General features: G+C 51.5%; 14 protein-coding genes. 9 read left to right on the forward strand and 5 right to left on the reverse strand.

The features are described 5' to 3' along the window. Positions 1-77 precede the first annotated feature (77 nt). Both ACLD72_RS15150 and ACLD72_RS15155 read right to left on the reverse strand, forming a co-directional pair. Complete coding sequence (locus ACLD72_RS15150; protein WP_411002990.1) at positions 78-1088, reverse strand: iron-hydroxamate ABC transporter substrate-binding protein; 1011 nt, start codon at positions 1086-1088, stop codon at positions 78-80. A gap of 160 nt (positions 1089-1248) precedes the next feature. Continuing rightward, positions 1249-2949, reverse strand: coding sequence for a molecular chaperone HscC (locus ACLD72_RS15155; RefSeq protein ID WP_411002976.1), 1701 nt, complete (start codon positions 2947-2949; stop codon positions 1249-1251). A 551-nt stretch (positions 2950-3500) separates the two neighbouring features. Between ACLD72_RS15155 and ACLD72_RS15160 the strand changes: the two genes are divergently transcribed. Both ACLD72_RS15160 and ACLD72_RS15165 read left to right on the forward strand, forming a co-directional pair. Continuing rightward, positions 3501-5441 (forward strand): J domain-containing protein, encoded by a 1941-nt coding sequence (locus tag ACLD72_RS15160; protein WP_411002977.1) that lies wholly within the window; start codon positions 3501-3503, stop codon positions 5439-5441. Between the two features lie 47 nt (positions 5442-5488). Continuing rightward, positions 5489-6115 (forward strand): DUF1266 domain-containing protein, encoded by a 627-nt coding sequence (locus ACLD72_RS15165; RefSeq protein ID WP_458475862.1) that lies wholly within the window; start codon positions 5489-5491, stop codon positions 6113-6115. Between the two features lie 323 nt (positions 6116-6438). On the opposite strand, the gene ACLD72_RS15170 is transcribed toward ACLD72_RS15165, so the two are convergent. Beyond that, the gene (locus tag ACLD72_RS15170; protein WP_411002979.1) at positions 6439-7440 is read right to left on the reverse strand and encodes a ketoacyl-ACP synthase III; all 1002 of its coding nucleotides are present in this window, start codon (positions 7438-7440) and stop codon (positions 6439-6441) included. 290 nt (positions 7441-7730) lie between these two features. On the opposite strand from ACLD72_RS15170, the gene ACLD72_RS15175 reads away from it, so the two are divergent. The 5 genes from ACLD72_RS15175 (at position 7731) to ACLD72_RS15195 (ending at position 14695) form a co-directional block, all read left to right on the forward strand. Then, positions 7731-9137 carry a sucrose-specific PTS transporter subunit IIBC gene (locus ACLD72_RS15175; RefSeq protein WP_328272585.1) on the forward strand — a complete coding sequence of 469 codons (1407 nt, stop codon included), beginning with the start codon at positions 7731-7733 and terminating at the stop codon, positions 9135-9137. Between the two features lie 19 nt (positions 9138-9156). Further along, the gene (gene bglX, locus ACLD72_RS15180; protein ID WP_411002981.1) at positions 9157-11418 is read left to right on the forward strand and encodes a beta-glucosidase BglX; all 2262 of its coding nucleotides are present in this window, start codon (positions 9157-9159) and stop codon (positions 11416-11418) included. Then, a complete protein-coding gene (locus tag ACLD72_RS15185; protein WP_411002982.1) occupies positions 11411-12784 on the forward strand; it encodes a glycoside hydrolase family 32 protein in 1374 nt (457 codons plus the stop codon). The genes bglX and ACLD72_RS15185 overlap by 8 nt, the downstream gene beginning before the upstream one ends. A gap of 157 nt (positions 12785-12941) precedes the next feature. Further along, positions 12942-13766: a helix-turn-helix domain-containing protein gene (locus ACLD72_RS15190; RefSeq protein ID WP_411002983.1), complete on the forward strand. Its 825-nt coding sequence runs from the start codon at positions 12942-12944 to the stop codon at positions 13764-13766. 224 nt (positions 13767-13990) lie between these two features. Further along, positions 13991-14695 carry a hypothetical protein gene (locus ACLD72_RS15195; RefSeq protein WP_458475866.1) on the forward strand — a complete coding sequence of 235 codons (705 nt, stop codon included), beginning with the start codon at positions 13991-13993 and terminating at the stop codon, positions 14693-14695. A gap of 57 nt (positions 14696-14752) precedes the next feature. Here ACLD72_RS15195 and ACLD72_RS15200 read toward each other — a convergent pair whose 3' ends face one another. After that, entirely contained in the window at positions 14753-15400 is a 648-nt protein-coding gene (locus ACLD72_RS15200; protein ID WP_411002985.1) for a DUF1266 domain-containing protein, read from the reverse strand. Beyond that, positions 15390-17417 carry a tetratricopeptide repeat protein gene (locus ACLD72_RS15205; RefSeq protein ID WP_411002986.1) on the reverse strand — a complete coding sequence of 676 codons (2028 nt, stop codon included), beginning with the start codon at positions 17415-17417 and terminating at the stop codon, positions 15390-15392. The genes ACLD72_RS15200 and ACLD72_RS15205 overlap by 11 nt, the downstream gene beginning before the upstream one ends. 317 nt (positions 17418-17734) lie before the next feature. Between ACLD72_RS15205 and ACLD72_RS15210 the strand changes: the two genes are divergently transcribed. Together ACLD72_RS15210 and ACLD72_RS15215 are read left to right on the forward strand one after the other, a co-directional pair. After that, positions 17735-19864 carry a DNA topoisomerase 3 gene (locus ACLD72_RS15210; RefSeq protein ID WP_411002988.1) on the forward strand — a complete coding sequence of 710 codons (2130 nt, stop codon included), beginning with the start codon at positions 17735-17737 and terminating at the stop codon, positions 19862-19864. Between the two features lie 3 nt (positions 19865-19867). Continuing rightward, a complete protein-coding gene (locus tag ACLD72_RS15215; RefSeq protein ID WP_155620811.1) occupies positions 19868-20059 on the forward strand; it encodes a hypothetical protein in 192 nt (63 codons plus the stop codon). The last annotated feature ends 306 nt before the right edge of the window (positions 20060-20365 follow it).

The following is a 20365-nucleotide window of genomic DNA, read 5'->3' on the forward strand; positions in this document are numbered from 1 at the left end:
CCAAAAGCGCGGCCGGGGAACCGGCTTTATGTCGATGGCGCCTGAAGGGGAAAGGGCCGCCTGGGCGACCCCCGCTTTTATTTTCCTTTGTTGCTGGCGATAATCATATCGACGAACAGGCCGATTTGTTCCTTGATGGCGATCGGGTCGTAGCGGTAAAACGTGTCGAAGTCATTGTAAAACACTTTATTGTTTTTGATCGCATCGATGTTTCTCCAAACCGGGGAGGCTTTCAGGTTGTTCAGCGCTTCCCCGGTTTTGTCCGGATCGTAGGTCGTCAGGAACATGTAATCGGCGGCATATTCCGGCAGCGCCTCCAGCGATAGCTGGAAGGTGGATTCCTTCGGATCCCATTTTTCCGGCCCCTTAAGCTTCAGCGCGTTATACAGTACCTGGCCTCCGCGTCCGGCGTTGTCCCCGAAAATCCATAACTCGCCTTTATTGGTCAGCTCATAGATCCCAAACGTGTCGTCCTCGTTCACTACGCTTTTCAACTTTTCCCGGCCTTCGGCGGCTTTTTGGTCATAGTCGGCCAGGAAGGCTTTGGCTTTCTCGGGCTCGCCTACGATGTCGCCGAACGTTTCCACGGTGTTGTGGATGTCGGTGGTCGTACCGTAAGGCAGGTACAGCGTTGGCGCGATTTTGGACAGCTCGTCGTAATTTTCGTCGTACATCACCACGATTAAATCGGGCGCCAGCTCAAGCGTTTTTTCCAAATTGACAGGGTTTGCCCCGACATCCTCGGTGTTCGCCAGCAGATCCTTGAGGAACGGATTGTTGAAGGCGTCCGGTTCGGCGCCTACCACGTTGCCACCCACAGCCAGCAGCTCTCCGGCGTAGAAGTCGGTCACGATCCGTTTCGGCTTCACCGGAATTTCGACCGGCCCCTTGACCGTATCGTAAGTACGAGTCCCGGCGGCAGTCACCTCGGCATGGCCGTTCGCCTCGGCAGCGGCTTTAGTGCCCGTATTTTGTGCGGTGGTGTTCGTACTCCCGCCCGCCTGATTGGCGCCGCCGCAAGCGCTTAAGACCAGGGTCAGCGTAAAGACGCAGGCCGCAACGGAAAGTACGGATTTTCTCTTAAACATGATAAACCTCCCCCATATGTAATCTAGTATTTTCATTTTCGTTAAATCAATAATGATAATCATTATCAAAATTCTAAAAGAACTATATCAGGTTCCATTTTCCGTGTCAACAAACAAAAAGCCGATCCCCGAGTTTATTCAGGGGCGGCTTTTGAAACTTTTAAAACTCGGTCCACCTTTCCAGCGAGTCGAGCTTCTGCTTGAAGATGACGCTCTTCTTCTTGATTTCCTGTTCGTTCTGCGAGGCGAGAACCCGTTCGAAATCCAGGATCAGACTAGCGATGTAATCTCGTTTTTCGCTTAGGGATTCCTCGTATAGGCGTTCTCCGCGGGCGAGCAGCAGGCGGTTTTCGTTGCGGTCGCGCGGGTGGATTTTCAGATGCTTCAGCTCTTCCAGCCGGGCTTTGATCTGTTCCGGGGAAGTTTGGCCCGGGTTTTTCTCGATAATCATCGTTTTTTTCTCGCCGGTGCTTACTACCGTAACTTCAACCTCAAGCACGCCATTGATGTCGTAGGTGTACCGAATGTCGATGCTCTGTTCGCCTCCGGGAGCGGCAGGCACCTGGATATCGAGATTGCCCAGCCGGACGTTATTTTCCACTCTGCGGCTTTCGCCTTGGTAGATGTCGACGCGAACGAATGTCTGATTGTCCCGAATCGTATATACGCGATCCACTTTACTGACCGGAATCGGCGTGTTGCGTTCGATAATGGGGAGAAAATGGCCGCTTTCATAAACGTCTTCTTTAATCTCTTTGGCTATGCTTGTTCCCAGCGTAAACGGGCATACATCGGTCAGGATCATTTCCTGCAGGCTGGCGTCACGGTTTTTCAAGGCCACCTGGATGGCGGCGCCCAAAGCGACCGCTTCGTCCGGATTAATCTGTGAAAAGGGAAGTCTTCCGAACATTTTGCTGACGATCGATTTGATGATCGGCATCCGGGTGGCTCCTCCGATGAGGATGACGGCGTCGAGGTCATGCGGCGCTAGCGACGCATCGCGAAGCGCGCGCTCAATCGGGCTCCGCAGCCGCAGGAGAAGCTGCGCGGCCAGTTGTTCGTATTGGCTGCGGTTCACCGTCAGCTGCAGGGTTTGGCCTTCGTGCACAAACACCATTTCCCCCGTGTTTTCGTTCCCTAAAACGAGTTTGCACATTTCCGCTTGTTTAATGAGCGCCGTCTTTTCTTTGGTGGCCAGGTTCGCGTAATCAATTCCGTGAGTTTCCGCGAAATGCGACAGCAGCACCCCGGTAAAATCCTCCCCGCCAAGGTAATTGTCCCCGGCGATCGACTGCACCTGCATCACGCCTTCAAACAATTCAAGCACGGATACGTCAAACGTGCCGCCGCCCAAGTCAAAAACAAGGAACCTAGTGTCCGCTTCCTGCTGGTGCAGGCCGTAAGACACCGCCGCCGCGGTAGGCTCGCTGATGAGCCGCTCCACATGCAATCCGGCCAAAGCCGCCGCGCGCAACGTCGCTTTCCGCTGCGCGTCGTTAAAATAGGCGGGCACGCTAATGACGGCCTCTTCGACCTCTTCGCCCAAGTAGGCTTCGGCGTCTTCTTTTAAGGCCCGCAGTATAAAAGAGGATAAATCCTCGGGAGAAAACTCATGCTCCCCAAGCCGGTACATCTTGTCCGTTCCCATATAACGTTTAAAAGTGGCGGCTGTAAGATGGGGGTGTGTAATCATCCGCTCCTTGGCGATTTGGCCTACCAAAACTTCGTTGTTGTCGTCCAAACTGACCACGGAAGGCGTTAAATGCTTGCCGAGCGAGTTAGGAATAATGACCGGACCATGCTCTGTCCAATAAGCTGCAAGGGAATTCGATGTTCCCAGGTCGATACCGATTTTTGCCATAGTTATGTACCTCGTAGTTCATTTTATATATTAAGTTTATCGGATAAAAGCGGCTGATTTTGAAATTGTTGAAAATTTCATTATACAAATAACGAATAACTGTTAACCCGGGGAAAATCTATGTCGATAATAAACTAGTAGACGATTCTGGACTTGAGAATACGGAAAAATAGTCTATTGAAGATCTCGGGTGACAACATAAAGGAAAAAAAGGGCGCTATTTCGGCGATATCCCCCATGTTGCGGAAATAGAGGAATTTTATGGCGCTATTTTTACGATTTGGTGGCGAAAGGCCGCCTTTCGACGTGTTCATCGAAAAATAAGACCCAAAAGTTCCCCTATGGTGATGAATAGGCTCAAGTTCGGAAAATAAGACCCAAAAGTTCCTCTATTTTATGGGGACAGACGATACTTGAGTACAAGACTAATATAGAATAAAGTGATCCATGGCCCCTGTCCGCAGATAAGCCATATTATTTCCGGATCATTCTACTAGTTGCTGTCTGTAAAGACAGATGAAAATTAAGATGCCCGGCGGTGAAATGACGGTTTGAACATATGGAAAATCCTTGGGATTGATCCGACACAGGATCAATCGCAAATTCGTAAGGCATATGCCCGGATGCTTAAAAAATACCATCCGGAGGATGACCCGGAGGGTTATCAACGGCTTCGGGAAGCTTTTGACGAGGCGATGAAGCTGGCTAAACAGGGCGAAGTTTTCCTGGACGTTTTCCTGGACGGAGAGGAAACGGAGGAAGAGGAAGACGAAGCCTTGGAAGAGGAAGGCGCCGAAGAGAAGGGGGAAACTGAGGAAGAGGAGCCCAATGCGGAGTCTTTGGAATTTCCGGCGTTTGAAGAGGTTTGGAATTTGGAAGACAGCCGGAGAGAAGGCCCACCATTGAGGCAGTCGCCTGAAGAGCTGGTGGCGGAATTTATAGAGGAGCTGGACGATTTATATTTGAATTTTGCTTCCCGCTGCAATGTTTCCTTGTGGGCGGAACTGCTGAACGACGACATTATTTGGGAGCTGGGGAATCAGAGTTTATTGGCTAACCGGATGCTTGAATATTTGAATGAGCACTATTTTTTGCCCGAAGCGGTGTGGGAGTTGCTGGATGATGCCTTCGGGCTGGAGGAGAGGTTCACTAACGATCCTTCCGGCTTCAAAGAGCAATACCCTAAGGTATGCGAATATGCCTTTAGGAGCTCGCCTGCGGCAGCATTGGGATATTCCGTCCCGAGCGGAGCGGAAGGGATCGATGTTGAAGCCTATCTGCATGCCCGCGAAGATTTTATCCAGGCGATGCTGGGAAGCGAAACGGAGAAAGCGCGGGCAGCGCTGCAGCGGGCGTTTGGCATTTTTGAACGAGATCCAAATCTCCTTCGCCTGCAAATCGAGTTTTACCGGCAAAATGGTGAGTTGGAGCAGGCGTTGTCTGCCTGCGACCTGTGGGTTCGCCAATTTGGCGAAGATGAGGAAGTGATGGTCGTTCGCGCCACCATACTGATGAACATAGGACGTACGGATGAAGCCCGGGATGAGCTTGAGCGGATCAGGCCCGCAAGGCCCGATGACGCGGAAGTTCTGTCGTTGTTGGGGCGGTGTTATATTCGGCTGGAGCGCATGGACTCAGCCCGGGAGGCATACGATCGGATGCTGCGGCTTCATCCGGGGGATAGCGAAGCGGCCATGGGCTTGGCCAAAATCGATGCATACATATGCGGGCTGCCGCGGTTCGGTAAGGGCCGCCGCAAGCAAATGCGACAGCTCCAAAAAGAATGGGGCCAGCATTCGCTGACGGGATTTTTAAAGAAGCTGGCAAGTTTTTTATGGCTGAGAAAAGGACTCTTTTTCTGTATCGTTTTGCTGCATATTATGTTGCCGATTGTCTGGTACTCCAATATGGAAGTTTCCTTCCCGGAATATGTGAAGCAGGAGGTCTTTCCGTCCGAACCGCCTTTGGTCACGACGGCGGAAGAACTGCAAAGCGTTCCTCCCGGAAGCGCGGTTCGGCTGAAGCTGACGAACGCGTTTTTTACAGGCATTCTTGAGATTGAACAGGAGGATGCCGAGGGGAGAGCGACCGCCTCTTATATGCTGCAAAGTGCAGCGACCCAGAGGAACTTGATGGACCATATGACAGGATACATTAGCCAGGGTAAGGCGGGGGATATCACCGTTCTTGCTTTGACCGGCTATGACGAGAGCAAGCGGATCTACGAAAACCATGAGATTGAACTTCAGGGGATTGTCCAGGATTTTTCCGGCCCGGCATTACAGTCATTACGTGATTATTGGGAAGGGAAGCAAGGAAGTGCGGATTCCTCGTCTTCGCTCGTTCTTTATGTGAATGCCAGGGACGGTCTAGGCGGCGATAACGAGAAATTCCCGGTAATGTTCCATTGGCTCGCTGCTATTTTATGTTTATTATATTGCCGGTTTATCATACTGCTGTACCGAAGCAAGCGTTTCCTAATGTATAAATAAGCTGAGAAACGGAGGAAGTGCCGTGGCAATTGCGGCCAACAATTAATATGGAAAGCTGGAAAGCTGACGCATACACCATGCTGGCTGTGATCCCCGTAGGGGCAGCGGCGGATTACTATATTAACAATCCGGAGAAAACGTATCGAGGCGAGCTCTATTTGAAGAGGACTTTAGCTCCGCATGGGGTGGAAAACCCTGAGCAGCTTAAGATGAGTTTGGAATGGCAAGCCTCCAAAGGGATTCGCGATGAATTTAAACGAATGTACCGGGAGCTGTGTCTGCTGCCCAAAACGGAGCGTGCACGCAGAATTGAAGCCGAGGCCAGTCCATACGTACAGCATAAGCTGGCCGTAGCCGATTATTACTTGCGGCGCATGCCGTCCGGCGGAGTGGGATCGTACGATTTTGCCGTCAACGTACTGAAATGTGTGGCCGGCGAGCGGTTGGGCTGGTTAACCGCCGATGAAGCGCGGATGTACGTGCAGGAGAGCGTAAGCCTGACCCGAGAGCATTATTCCAACTGGCATGACTATTGCATCGGCTTTGCCGTTGGTCTGGAATTCGTTTCCATCGATCCGGATCCCTCCAATTACGTCATCGAGGGCATGAGGCGTCTAAGAAGATTGCTCAATTTTAAAAACAGCCCGCTGGTTAAGGAGAAGTTTTTCATCTAAAATTGAAGGGCCGTCCGGATTTCCGGGCGGCCCTCTTATGTGCAAACTGAACCTCTGCCGAAAATAGAGGTAATTTATGTCGTTATTTTGAGATTTCCTTCCTCTAACGCAAATTAAGGGAAAATTTTTCCGTTATTTTGGAACTAGTCCGGGAAAAAGAGGCTGTGTGCCCTCATATTTCCGAAATAGAGGTAAAAAATTCCCCTATCTCTGTTGTACTCCCTTCTTAGATGAAAATAGGGACTTTTTTTACCGTTATTCCCAGGAGCTCCACAAAAACGCAGGCTGCCTACTTCATTCCACACACCCTGAAATTTGGTAATTTAGGAACGCAAGTTGGGTACGCCCCAGCGCAAAATCAGACCGGCATGGGTTAAGCCGCCGCCAAAGCCGTACAGGAGCACGCGGTCGCCGTATTTCAGCTGGCCTGCATCCAGGCCGGCCTGCAGTGCGAGCGGGATGGATGCAGAGGACGTATTGCCCATGTCCCGTACGCTCTGGAGCGTTTTGCCGAGCGGCAGCGAGGATTTCTCGCAGATCGATTCGATCATGCGCAGGTTGGCACTGTGCGGAACGAACCAGTCGATATCGTCGCGGTCTAAGCCGGCCTGCTCCAGGATCTGTTCGATCCCGGCGGAAACGGTGCGCACTGCCCATTTGAACACTTCCCGGCCGTTTTGCACGAGTTTCCCGTTCCCCGCAAGCGCCATGCCGTCCATTTCGTCAGCCAGCCCGGAGCGGTATACGTGGATGCCGCCGGCTCCGTTCGTGCCCATGACAAACGCCTCGAATCCGGGCTGCTCCGGGTCGAATTCCACAAGGGCGGCACCGGCGCCGTCTCCAAACAAAATGCAAGTGGTGCGGTCGCTGTAGTCGGTAATTTTGGACATCGTTTCTCCGGCGACGACAAGGATTTTTTTATGCAGCCCCGAGCTGATCAAGCCATTGGCCATATGCAGAGCGTAGGTGAAGCCGGCGCAGGTTGCGTTGAGGTCGATAGCCCCGGCGCCTTCCATGCCGAAATGCTTTTGAACCCGGCAGGAGACCGTCGGGAACGAGTAATCGGGCGTCGTCGTGGCGGCGATGATGAAATCGACATCGTCCAAAGACGCACCGTAAGTTTCCCGCAGCCGTTCGGCGGCGCGAATGCACAAATGCGAGGTGAACACCTCGTCGGCGGCGATATGGCGCTCCTTGATGCCCGTGCGTTGCACGATCCATTCATCGCTGGTGTCCACGATCCGCTCCATGTCTTCATTGGTGAGGATCCGGTCCGGAACATACGAACCAAACGCGGTAATGCGAGCTTTCGATACGATTGACAAACGAATCACTCCTTCGAGATGTGGCTTACATAGTTTTAGTATTAAGTTTTATTATCAAGTATTAGTACCAGGTATTAAGAAGAGTATAGCAGGTTTATTTTCATTTTCCAATCGTTCTGCTGTCCATGTGCTCGGATTATAGTATTTCCGTGTTTGCACGGCGGTATAAAAAGGTCAAAATTTGACCTTAATGAAGTAAAATAATCCCGCTGTTTGTAAGCGCGCTCATGATATGCTTGAGAAGCAAACCGGTCAATACTACAACCAGTTGAGAGGAAAGGGAGAGCCTGATGAGTTCCGACAAAGAATACGTTAAAATAGCCCAGGACGTGATTAAAGGGCTTGGAGGAGAAGACAATATTATTTCCATGGCCCATTGTGCCACACGGTTGCGCCTGATCGTCAAAGACAGGGACATTATCGACGATGAGTTCATTGAAAATATCGACAAGGCCAAGGGTGTGTTTTTTACATCCGGGCAATATCAGATTATTTTCGGCACCGGTATTGTGAATAGGGTTTACGAGGCGATGATCGGACAGAACGTATCCGCCACCTCCAAAGCGGAGCTGAAGGAAAAGGCCTCGGCCCAGGATGATAACTTTTTCAAAAGAATGCTTCGGATATTCGGAGACGTATTTGTCCCGATTATCCCGGCATTGGTAGCTACAGGGTTGTTCATGGGGGTCAGAGGGTTGGTCACTCAGCCTGCGCTGCTTCAATTATTTGGTCTTACCCCCGAGAATATTTCGGCGGATTTCTTGCTGATTACGCAAATATTGACCGATACTGCCTTCGCCTTTTTACCCGTACTGGTCTGCTGGTCAGCCTTTAGGGTATTTGGCGGGTCGCCGCTATTGGGGATATTGCTCGGATTAATGCTGGTCAGTCCTTCGCTGCCAACGTCCTGGGATGTCGCCCAACATGTAAAGGAGCCCATGGTGTTTTTCGGATTCATTAAAGTCGCCGGCTATCAGGGCTCGGTACTTCCGGCCTTCATCCTGGGGGTCGTAGGGGCGCTGCTGGAGAAGAGAATCAGAAAATGGGTCCCCGAAGCCTTGGATCTGATTTTAACGCCGTTTTTAACCTTGCTGGTCAGTTTGGTGCTGGGCTTGTTCGTGATCGGCCCTGTTTTTCACGAGGTTGAGGTGCTTATTTTGGCGGGGGTTACGGCGATTTTGAAATTGCCGTTTGGCATCGGCGGCTTGATTTACGGCGGCATCAATCAGCTTATTGTCATTACCGGACTGCACCACGCTTTGAACTTGATAGAAATCCAGATGCTGGTGGACAGCGGCTGGAATATCGTCAACCCGATCAGCTCGGCGTCGATTTGTGCGCAGGCTGGGGCGGCCTTGGCTGTTGGTCTGAAGGCCAAAAGTTTAAAAACCAAATCCATCGCCTATCCATCCTCCTTATCCGCGTTATTGGGCATAACGGAACCGGCTATCTTCGGGGTCAATATCCGCTACGGCAAGCCGTTCCTGATGGCGTTGATCGGCGGGGCGGCCGGCGGATTTTTCGCCCGAATATTCAACGTCCAAGCAACAGGCATGTCGATTACGGCCATCCCGGGGATGTTATTGTATCTGAACAATCAAATCATTCCGTATATCGCCGTCTGCATCATCGGCTTTGCGGTGGCTTTTGGCCTCACTTGGTTCTTTGGGTTTAAAGAGAAAACAGACAACAAATAAAACTTTTGTGGAGAGAAACATGGACGACAAATTACTGTGTGAAAAACTGGACAGCCTTTCGGTTCAAGAGAAAATCGGCCAATTGGTCCAACTGACCGGGGACTTTTTTGAAGGCGATATCGATACGGTCGTAACAGGGCCGCTGAAAAAATTGGGGCTAAATCCAAGTTTCAATGTTTACAACACCGGCTCCATCTTGAACGTCACCGATCCGGAAAAAATGATCCGGCTGCAAACGAAGTATTTGGAACATTCGGCTCATCAAATTCCGCTGCTGTTTATGGCCGATATTATCTACGGATACCGGACCATTTTCCCGATTCCGCTGGCTCAAGCATGCAGTTGGAACTTTGAGCAAATCGAGCGCGCCGCTGCGATCGCGGCCCGGGAATGTTACGAAGAGGGGACTCACGTGACCTTTTCGCCTATGGTGGATATCGTCAGAGACCCCCGCTGGGGGCGGGTGATGGAATCGCCCGGCGAGGATACTTTACTGGCGCGGAAATATGCGGAAAGCACGGTGCTGGGAATCCAGGGAAGAAATGCGCGGAGCGGCGGCGCTGTCCCGGCGGATAAAATCGCCGCTTGCGTCAAGCATTTTGCCGCTTACGGAGCGCCTGTCGCCGGGCGGGAGTACAATGCGGTGGACATGTCCGAGCATACGCTCAGGGAATATTATTTGCCGGGTTATCAAGCCGCCATCGAAGCGGGGGCCAAGCTGGTGATGACCGCATTTAACACCTTGAACGGCGTCCCTGCAACCGGGAACGAATGGCTTAATCGCGATGTGCTCCGGCGGGAGATGAATTTTGGCGGTGTGTTGATCTCGGATTACGCCGCGATCGAGGAACTGATCATGCACGGTTATGCCGAAGATGAGGCTGCCGCCGCCAGACTGGCCCTGCTGGCCGGCGTCGATGTGGATATGAAGACGGCGGTATACGCCAATCAGTTGGAGCAGGTCATTTCCGGCAATGAGCATATGCTGGAGTTTTTGAATGAGGCTGTATACCGCGTTTTAAAACTGAAAAACGATCTGGGGTTGTTCGAGGACCCGTTCCGCGGTTTGCAGGAAACCGTACGGCGGGGGAGCAGCAGCATTCTGTCAAATGAACATAAAGAGGCCGCGCTGTCTTTGGCGGAAGAATCCGTCGTTTTGCTGAAAAATGAACAAGAACTGTTGCCGTTGCCGCCTCAAACTAAGATCGCTTTAATCGGTCCTTACGCGGAAGAAAACTCCACCTTGGGCATATGGGCGATTAAAGGGAACGAGGCGGATACCGTCAACTTGAAAACCGGGTTGCTTAAGCATGCCGATCCCGCCCGGCTTTCGGTCTGCCGCGGGGCGTATATGGTGCCCCTTGACGAACGGGAAGCCCTTGGCAAATATGCGGACAAGCTGTCTGCCGAAACGGCCGGCGAGGAGGAATTGCTGCAGGAAGCGATCCGGAATGCGCACGAAGCGGACGTCATCGTCCTTGCCTTGGGGGAAAGCATTTACCAGAGCGGGGAAGGCGGCTCGCGCACAAACCCGGCGCTTCCCGAACCGCAGTTGAATCTGCTTCGCGAATTAAGCGGGCTGGGCAATCCGCTCGTCGTGATCGTTTATAGCGGCAGACCTTTGATTCTCACCGAAGTTGCTGAGACAGCCGATGCCTTGATTCAGGCCTGGTATCCGGGAACGATGGGCGGGGAAGCGCTGGCCAATATTTTGTACGGAAAAGCAAATCCGTCCGGGAAATTAACGATGACTTTTCCACGCAGCGTCGGACAAATTCCGGTGCATTACAACGAGCTCAATACAGGCAGACCGAATTTGCCGGAAAACGGCTCTTACCGGTTCGCGTCACGCTATATCGATGAAGTGAATGAACCGTTGTATCCGTTTGGTTACGGCAAATCCTACACCTCGTTCGCGTACAGCCTTTTGTCTGTCAGCCGGAAGGAAATGAAAAAAAATGAGTCGATCGAGATCAGCGTCGCTGTCTCCAATACCGGGAGATATGACGGGAAAGAAACGGTCCAGTTGTATATTCGCGATAAGTTTGCAAGTGTGGCAAGGCCGGTGAAGGTATTGAAAGACTTCCAAAAGATCTTCCTGCGCAGCGGCGAGACCGAAAAGGTTCAATTTACGATTGGCGAAGAGATGCTTAAATTTTACGGAAACAACATGGAGTACAAAAGCGAGCCGGGCGAGTTTGAAGTTTATATCGGGGCAAGCTCGCAAGACATTTCCTTGAGTTTTAGTTTTGTTTTATTGCCGGAGGAGGAACATGAATAGAAGCGGCGCTTATGACTTGAAATATCATATCACCCCGCCTTACGGGTTATTAAACGACCCGAATGGACTTGCTTTTTTCAACGGTCAATATCATGTGTTTTATCAATGGAATCCACACGGTACCGAACATAAAAATAAATGCTGGGGCCATATGGTTTCGGACGACCTGGTGAATTGGCGCAGGAAAAACGCCGCGCTGGAGCCTTCGGAATGGTATGACAAGGACGGGATTTATTCCGGCGGGAGTGTTGTTCATGATGGCAAGCTGTACCTCTTTTACACGGGAAATGTAATCCGGGACGACGGGGTGAAGGAAAGTTATCAGTGCGCGGCCGTTTCCGAAGACGGCGAGTATTTCCGCAAAATCGGCCCGTTGTTTGAACATCCCTCCGGCTATACGAGACATGTTCGGGACCCTAAAATATGGAGAGATCAAAGCGGAATCTGGCGGCTCATTGTCGGCGCGCAAACGGACGATTTAACGGGTGACGCGCTGGTCTACAAATCCGCGGACTTGAGCGCTTGGACCTGTGAAGGATCGTTTTTGGAACATGATCATAAATTCGGTTACATGTGGGAATGCCCGGATGTTCTGCAATTTCCCGAAAATGATGTATTTGTGTTTTGTCCTCAAGGATTGCCGGAACAAGGAGAAAACTTTAGAAATCCCAATCAATCGGGATATATTGTTGGGAAAATAGCGGAGACAGGCAAATTCCACGGTGAGCTGGCCGATTTTCAAGAGCTCGATCGCGGATTTGATTTTTATGCGCCGCAATCGTTTAAGGTTGGCGATCGAATCATCATGTTTGGCTGGATGAGCGCCATGAATGAGGAAACGGAGAAGGCCGTTCCGACCGTTCAGGAAGGCTGGATCCACACGCTGACCCTTCCCCGGGAAATCGTGCTGGCGGACGGCAGGCTTTACCAGAAGCCAATCCGGGAATTGCAAGGGTTAAGACAGGACGGCATGCAGGGGAATCTCGGCAACAATGGAGTATGGCAGCTGCCTGCTTTGCAAGCGGAACTTATCATTAATTTTTCCAAGCTCAGCGAAAATTTCCGGATGATGATCAGGGATGCCGTGCAAATTGACTATGATCGGGATCAAAACAGTCTGACCGTCTGGAGAACCAACTGGGCGACCAAGCAGAGAGAACACAGAAAAGCACCATTAACTCATAAACTCGCTGAAATGCGGTTATTTCTGGAAAGCTCAAGCCTGGAGATCTTTGTGAACGGGGGAGAGGAAGTGTTTTCTCTGCGTTATTTCACGGAAGATGCCGAGCAGCGAAGCGTCCGGATCGAGGCCGGCGGCAATGAAGGAGAAGTCAGCATTTATCGGTTGCAAGAATGTTTAGATTAAAGAGAGAAAGGCCGTTCATTTTTCCGCTTGCGTGGGAAAGAGCGGCCTTCTTTTTGTCTGGGGCCTACGGGATGAATTACGGCTTGTCCGGGTAATTTACCATCAGTATAGTAGTAACTAGCTGACGATTGCTCATGACTGGCAGGTGAGGTGTCCGATGAAAAAAATTTATGAACATATCGAAATCGACCGTAAAAAAATGATCAACCTGTTCATGTTCCAAGCAAGAGATACGGAGCGGGTCATTCCGATGCATTTTCACAGCAATATGGAGCTGATCTACTGTATGAGTGGAAGCCTAAAGGTGTGGCATGAAGGAAAAATTACGATTTTAACGGACAAGGACATGTTGTTCATGAACAGCAATGTTCCGCATTCCACCCAGAGCATTACGGAAAACCGCGTTCTTGTGCTGCAATTTCCGGAAACTTTTTTTGCCAATGAACAAGTCATCATCCAATTAAATACGCATGAGAATCAGGCTGAAGAAATTATCCTCGCTAAATTAAGAGAGCTGCTGATGGAAATATACGAGCTGCATTTTTCTGCGGGCAAATACGACTACATCCTGGAGCAAAGCCGGATTATTGAGCTGAAATACCGGCTGGTCCATCATTTTGGCCAGGCCGCGGACATTCCGCCGGAAATATTCAGCGAAAAGCAACAAAAAATCAAGACCATTATGGACTACATGAAAGAGCATTACGCCGAAAATATCAGCCTGGCCGAAACCGCCCGCATCTGCGGCTACTCCGAGGCTTATTTGTCCCGCATGTTTCATAAATACACCGGCCAGACGTTTACCGAATATAAGCAGATTCTTTGTTTGGAGAAGGCTATCGATTTATTGGAAACCACAAATAAGTCGCTTACGGAAATATCTTATGAAACGGGGTTCCCCAACGTAAAGTCTTTTCGCAAGGCCTTTAAGGAAGTGATGGGGAAAACACCGTTTGAATACAAAAAGTCCGGTTTGACGTGAAATTTAATATCAAGTCTAGATAACATTTCCCCCGGCTTTTGCCGACATACATTGTATATGCAACTGACTTGAGTTGAATCGCCATGCCGAAAGGATTTTGAAGACTTATGTTTCGGAGATCGAAGAGGAGAATCTTTTTTATAGCTTGTGCTTGCGTTTTACTGATATTCGCTTGGGGGCGTGCCGACCGGGGAGAACAAGCGAACAGCGAAAAACCGGAGCTTATGACGCAAGGCGATAGTTTATTGGGGGAGCGTAACTTCGACGGTGCCATCTATAAATACGAGCTGCTTCTGGAGAGAAGCCCCCAAGATGCGGAGGCCTGGTGGAAAAAAGAAAAGGCGCTGAAAGCGGTCGAGGTGGCGAATGCGCTGATCCGCAAAGGGGACGAGGCGATCAAGGACAAACAGTTAGAAGTGGCCTACGATTACTTTCAACTGGCCCGGGAGTTCTACCCCTACAACCCTGATGACGGCTACGAAAGAAACTTGGCCGTTTTTGAAATGGCCCAGCTGCAAACCAGCTTAGCCCCCTACATAGAGCAATTGTTGGACTTGAAGGCAAGACAGGATCGAATCCTGACAGCTCTGCAAAATGGGGAGGACGTAAAGTCGAAGGGTATAACCCAAATGATCGAGGAGTTATATCCTTTGGCACAGCAAGTTTATTACCAATCTATTGACCCTGGAAGGTTGTCCTCGCCTGAAGCTATTGAGTATTACAAGGAAAAGGAGCAGCTCATCGAGCAGGTAGAGGAAGAGTTCGTGAATTACGGTATTTTTCCGACGTTTCGGAGGTTAGGATTTGACGAGTTGGACGAATATGTCCAGAACGTACAAATCAAATTTGCGGTATACGGAGATGGCGAAGGCACGATTTGGGATGAATACCGTCTCAGACATCCGGATATTATGTACTTTCCTAAATAACGAAGCCAACGCCCCGAAGCTTAACTAACGGCCTGATCGGGGGTTGGCTTTGTTCATTTAAAATGGATAATCCCAGCGTATGGAGGGGGGGATCCGGGAAAATTCCAGCAGGCATTGTGCATAGGCGGGCAGCAATGTGGCCGTATCCTTGGGCGGGTTCCGGAAGTAGACTCCCGCGATACATCCGCTATAAAATTCATACCAGCTGGCGTATTTGGATTGGACGATTTTGACGGCGTCCATGTTGGAGAAAGCCGCCTCTTTCCCGTCCAGCAGATTTAACCGCTCCCCCGCTTTATTTAAGGCTACCAGCAGGGCGAAATCAAAGGCCGCGATCGTGGCCGTAGGAACAACATTCATTAATTGATGTACGCAAGCCAGCGTTGGCGCTTCGTTCTTGCCCTGCGCTTCGGCTGACGACAGGTGCCGTACTCGGGCCTCAAACGACAAGGAAGATAACGTTTCGGAAAGTTCGTTAAACTCCTTGCGGTATCCTTCATACAGCAGCCACCTTCGTTGGTTATGATAACTGTTACCATCGCGCACTCCCTGAAATATCAGCCAAGCCTTGAGCCCGGATTTCGGGCAGGTATCCAGCGTATGATAACTGCGGAGTTTCCCGAAGCGAACCGTTCCCGCATTAAACAGCGGTGCGGTCATCCAATGATAGAAGGTGGGTTGTTTCAGTAAAGATTTAACCCGCATCGTTTTGTCCCCTCAAGTCTAAGATTGTGATTAGCAGGCGTACCTTTCGGTATTCGAAAGCAAGCCGATACAGACTGTAAATCCACAGCGCCAACAGAAATCCGAAGAGCAGCAGGTTCGGTATTGTGAATTCCGATTTTACCTGCGGTTTGGCGACTTCAAAGTATACGGGCTGAAATTCCGGGACGGATGCGGCGGATTCCTCCGATTGGGAGCTCGAAACTTTATTTAAGTCGTATTGGTAAGCTTCCAGAAGTCTTTCGGTAGAATCGGCGGGATATGCCGGTTCCCACTGCAGCATTCTGCTCACTGACGTTTTCATGTCCGTATCTAGGGGATGAACATAGCCTTTAATGTTTATCTCCTTCCGGTCATCTAGCAGGCCAAGTGTGTAATCCGCCAGAACGATCAGTTGTTTTTCGGAAAATTCCTCAAGAAACACATGTCCTGACAGGTTTACGTAGTAGTCAGCATGGATAAAGGCGTAGTCTTCATTTTGAAAGACGACCTTACCATCGCTGGTTAAATATTTGCCCAGGTGTATGTCCGTGACATTCTTAATGGTTAGTTCAGCATAACGCTGCTCGTCCATGCCGATCAGTTCTTGTGCTCCGGCAATCTTTTCCGGCGTACGGGTATGGACATTCTCCCTATAGTAGTACAGGCATACGATCAGAGATAAAGCAAGGACAAGCGAAAGCGACAAATGCAGGAGAATAGGCCAGTTAAAAAACAGCTTCCACCGCTTACCTTCGCCGGAAGGAGCAGGAGCGCCGAGAGAGTGGTCCGCCGGGCCGTCGGAAGTGTCGAGTGAGCGGTCCGCCGGGGCATCGGAAGCGCCGGGTTGTACCGCTTGCTTGAGGTATTTCTCCGCTTCATCGCGATTGCTTAGCCTTTCTAAGGCATGCGCCATTAAGATGGCGATTTCGCTCCGGTTCGGCCAGCGAGACAAGATAAACCGACATTCGTCTACCGTCCGGTCAGGTTGTCCCAAATCTCGCCAAATTCTAGCCCGGTACAGGTATCCGTCGATTTCCCCAGGCGCCAGCACGACCAAACGCTCGAACATAGCGAGCGCCTTCTCTTTATCGCCTTCGCGAAGATAGAGCTCGCCGAGCAGGCGAAGCAGATCGGGATCATCCGGGAACATCGCGTAAGCCTGTTTTAAAAACTCCATCGCCTTCTTTAAATCGTTACGAACCAAGGCCAGTTGTCCCTGATCCCGGTCATGCAGAAATTTATCGGTATCGATACCTTCCGCGCCCAGCAGAAAGCGATAGCGGAGGCCCGGGTCGGCAAGCTGCCTTTTGTAATAAATCAGAAACGAAACGCTGGCAGGATCATTGTCGGATTGCTCCGATTCTTGCAAAAGATACAGCCAGCCAAAACTGTTTTCAAGCAGCCGCCAAATTTCGGCGGGCAGATACCGGTGTGATTGCATGAACTTCAGAAGCTGAAACCCGATGACCGGTTTGGCGTCCATGTTCCACATTACGTCGGCATCCAGAAGCTCCACCCACTTCTCCAGGGAAATCCGTGACGGGAAATCGTCATACAGCGCGGCGGCTTGCTCCAGGAACGCTTCAACCGTTCGGATCGCATTTACCGGAGCGGAATCAGGAATGGACTCTGGGGCAGATTCCGGCGGGGCCGGCCGGTTCGTTTCGCTTTGTTCGCTTGCATCCGGCTCCAGCTCATTCCAAAGAGAGCCGAACGGGATTCGGAGAGGCGGGAGAAGCGGCCCCGGCTCGTCCGGCTCCGGTGCAGCATCAGGATGCCCTGTTTCCGTCCATTCCATATGAACTGGTTCCGCTTGTCGTTCTCCCTCCGGTTCCTTTTCTACCATGGAGGCCTGTCTCTTGGCATAGGACATGGCGGCGTCGAAGGCCTCGCGTAAAGCCTGATAACCTGTAGGATCGTCCTCCGGGTGATATATTTTAAGCTGTTTGGCATAGGCCCGTTTAATGACTTTGATATCTTCCGTCCGGCCGATACCTAATCGTTCCCAGATGGTCATTTGAAACTCGAACCACCTTTCGGGAGCGTCAAACCCGATTTATCCATATTTTTATGTACCTCACATTAGTTTTATGGAAAACAATTCCAAATCGATAAAAGGTTTTCTCATATTTTTATCGGCTATGTAAGTGATAAAGCTTATGGGCCCCGCATATTTCATGTTTCCGCTCGGAGGAGTACGGCGACCTGCATGCTGATTTTGGCAAGTGCGAAGCGGTGTGGCTATGGGAATACGCAGCCGCTTGAAACGGTGGATTCCGCGGAAGATAGGTAATGGTATAATGTAGTGAGGAAAGGAGTGTTTCTAAAGAACTCATGAAAACGTTGGTATTGGCGGAAAAACCGTCGGTCGCACGGGAAATCGCCCGGGTGATCGGCAGCCGCGATAAGCATAAGAGCCATTTCGAAGGACCGAAGTACGTGGTTACCTGGGCGCTGGGCCATTTGGTGGGCTTGGCTGAACCGGAGGATTACGACGGGAAATTTGGGACCTGGTCCTTAGAGGATTTGCCGATCCTGCCGGGAAAAATGAAGCTGAAGGTGCTGCGGGAAAGCAGCCACCAGTTTAAGGCGGTGCAGCAGCTCATGCGCCGTCAGGATGTCGGCGAGTTGGTTGTGGCGACCGACGCGGCCCGGGAAGGCGAACTGCTGGCCCGCTGGATTATGGATATGGTGAAATGGAACAAGCCGTTTAAGCGGCTGTGGATCTCCTCGCAAACGGATAAGGCGATCAAGGAAGGTTTTGCTTCGCTGAAACCAGGCAGCGAATACGAGCGGTTGTACCAATCGGCGCGCTGCCGGGCCGAGGCTGACTGGATGGTGGGGCTGAACGTGACACGGGCCCTGACCTGCAAATTTGGCGCGCCGCTGTCCGCCGGACGCGTGCAAACGCCGACGCTTGGCATGATCATGCAGCGGGAAAACGAAATTATGCATTTCCGCTCCGAGGAGTACAGCGTCCTGCACGCCGATTTTGGCAAGTTTGAAGCGGTGTGGCGGGGGACAGGCGGAGATTCGCGCATTTTTGCCGCGGATCGGTTGGCTGGTCTCAAAAGCAAACTCGAAGGCAAGACCGGCAAAATCGTCAAGCTTGTGAAAAACGAAAAAACAGTGCCGCATCCGCTCGCCTACGACTTAACCGAACTGCAGCGGGACGCCAACCGGCTGCTCGGCTTTTCAGCCAAGCAAACTTCGAACGTGCTGCAGCGGCTGTACGAGCAGCACAAGCTGGTCACGTATCCGCGGACCGATTCGCGGTATTTGACCGCGGATATGGCGGATACGCTGAAGGAGCGGCTGACCAGCGTCGCCGTCGGGCCTTACGCGCCGCTGGCGCGTCCGCTGCTGCGGAAATCACTGCCGATTAGCAAACGCATCGTTGACGACAGCAAGGTGACGGATCACCATGCCATTATCCCGACCGAGCAGACCGTGCTGCTGAACGCGTTAAGCACGGAGGAGCGGAAGCTGTACGATTTGATCGTGCGGCGGTTTATCAGCTTGTTTTATCCGCCGGCCCGTTTCGACCAAGTCAGTGTTACGGTGGAGGCAGGCGGGGAGACGCTTCACGCGAAGGGAACGACGATCAAAGACAGCGGCTGGCGTGCGGTGTACGACGGCGAAGCGGTGGACGAGGACGAAGACGACCGCGAAGAGGACGGTAGCAGCGCGCTGCCGGAGCTAAGCCAGGGCGAGACGGTAACGGTGACCCGCTGCCGGGTAACGCCCGGCCGGACTCAGCCGCCGAAGCGTTACACCGAAGCGGCCCTGCTGACCCAAATGGAGAAGCACGGCCTGGGAACGCCGGCGACGCGGGCGGATATCATCGAAAAGCTGGTCAACTCCGACACGATCGAGCGGCAGGGCAATTTCCTGCACCCGACCGGCAAAGGCAAGCAACTGATCGAGCTGGCTCCTTCGGATCTGCGCACGCCGGAATTAACCGCCCAATGGGAAGCGGAGCTGGAACGCATCGCTCGCGGCAAAGGCAAGCCGGAACCGTTCCTGCAAGGAATCCGTGAGATGGCCGTGGGGCTGGTGCAAGGAGTGAAAAACAGCGACGCGACCTACAAGCTGCATAATGTCTCGAACAGTCATTGTCCCGATTGCGGAACGCGGCTGCTGGAGAAGAAGACCAAGCGCGGCTTGCTGCTTGTATGTCCGGCCGAGGATTGCGGCTACCGCCGGTCCGGGGAGAAGCGGCTTTCGAACCGCCGTTGTCCACAGTGCCACAAGAAGATGGAGCTGAAGGAAGGCAAAGCTGGAATGTACGTACAGTGCCTGTCTTGCGGAATTACTGAGGTGCTCGGCAAAGACAAGGACAACAAGCATGTGAACAAACGCGAACAGCAGAAGCTCGTTAAGCAATACTCCAAACCGGAATCGATCGGCTCCAATTTGGGCGATTTGCTGAAAGCGGCGATGGAGAAAAAGAACAATTCGTAAGGATTGCCGCATAAAACGGCCGCCTCTACGGGACGCTACGTACTGGAGGTGATGAGGGTGCCGCATCATAAAGCGCGGGATACTGAAAACCGGCAGAACAAATCGAGCATTTTGGAGAAGACCGTCGCCGCTAAACCGAAAAAACAGGCGGACTATCCCCCTAATCTGAACGAAATTGCAAAAAACGAAACTTGATTTAAACGATGTGGGGCTCCCTTGGCAGGGAGCTTTTTTTAAAATTATAGAATTTATAACTCAACATTCGCAGAAGACAGCAGCTGTGTCTTTCATTGTTATAGACATCAGCCAGACCTAAATCAACTGCCAAGGGCGTTGAAAGCTTGAGGATAGGAAGACCGAGACCGGTAGGTTGGGCGGCAGATCAACACTCGCTGCCGGACGCTTTGCACGATTATCCCGTTTGATCAGGGTAGCAGAGAAACAGACAAGCTCGGGAGAAGAAAATATTTAGTGGAGAAGCAGATAGGCTCGAAATAATTT

The sequence above is a fragment of the Paenibacillus lacisediminis genome, assembly GCF_046567315.2.